The organism is Acidovorax sp. FJL06, from assembly GCF_003852545.1.
Taxonomy (GTDB): domain Bacteria; phylum Pseudomonadota; class Gammaproteobacteria; order Burkholderiales; family Burkholderiaceae_C; genus Acidovorax.
Genome location: NZ_QAJR01000067.1, coordinates 1 through 454, shown reverse-complemented (window position 1 = coordinate 454; position 454 = coordinate 1). Strand labels below are relative to the sequence as shown.

Genomic DNA, 454 nt, shown 5'->3' with positions numbered 1-454 from the left:
GGTGGACCACCTGCGCACCGCCAAGCACCACACCAGCCTGGACGCGAGCGATGACGATGCGCGCACCCTGGCCGACACGCTGGTGGCCGACTCGGGCTTTGGGCCCGTGCGGCAGCTGCAGTCGCGCGAGCAGGCGGCCGCGCTGATCGCTGCGGTGGAGCAACTGCCGCTGGAGCAGCGCGAAGCCTTTTTGCTGCAGGCCGAAGGCGACCTGAGCGTGCAGGAGATCGCCGAGGCCACCGGCGTGAATTTTGAAACCGCCAAGAGCCGCCTGCGCTATGCGCGGGCCAGCCTGCGCCAGCACCTCAAGGAGTTTGCATGACCCGGCAGGACGACGAACTGGTCCGGCGCTACCACGAGGCCAGCGAGCAGGAAGGCGCCCGCCCCGGCGCCCATTTGCGCGAGGCCGTGCGCGCCCACGCGCAGATGGCGGCCGCTGCGCCACAGCCTGCCG

The 454-nt window shown here is 71.1% G+C and carries 1 protein-coding gene; it reads left to right on the top strand.

Going from position 1 to position 454, the window contains the following annotated elements:
• Positions 1-322: sigma-70 family RNA polymerase sigma factor (locus tag DBV10_RS22460; RefSeq protein ID WP_124515762.1), on the top strand; the 322-nt coding region annotated here is incomplete at its 5' end.
• Positions 323-454: the final 132 nt, after the last annotated feature.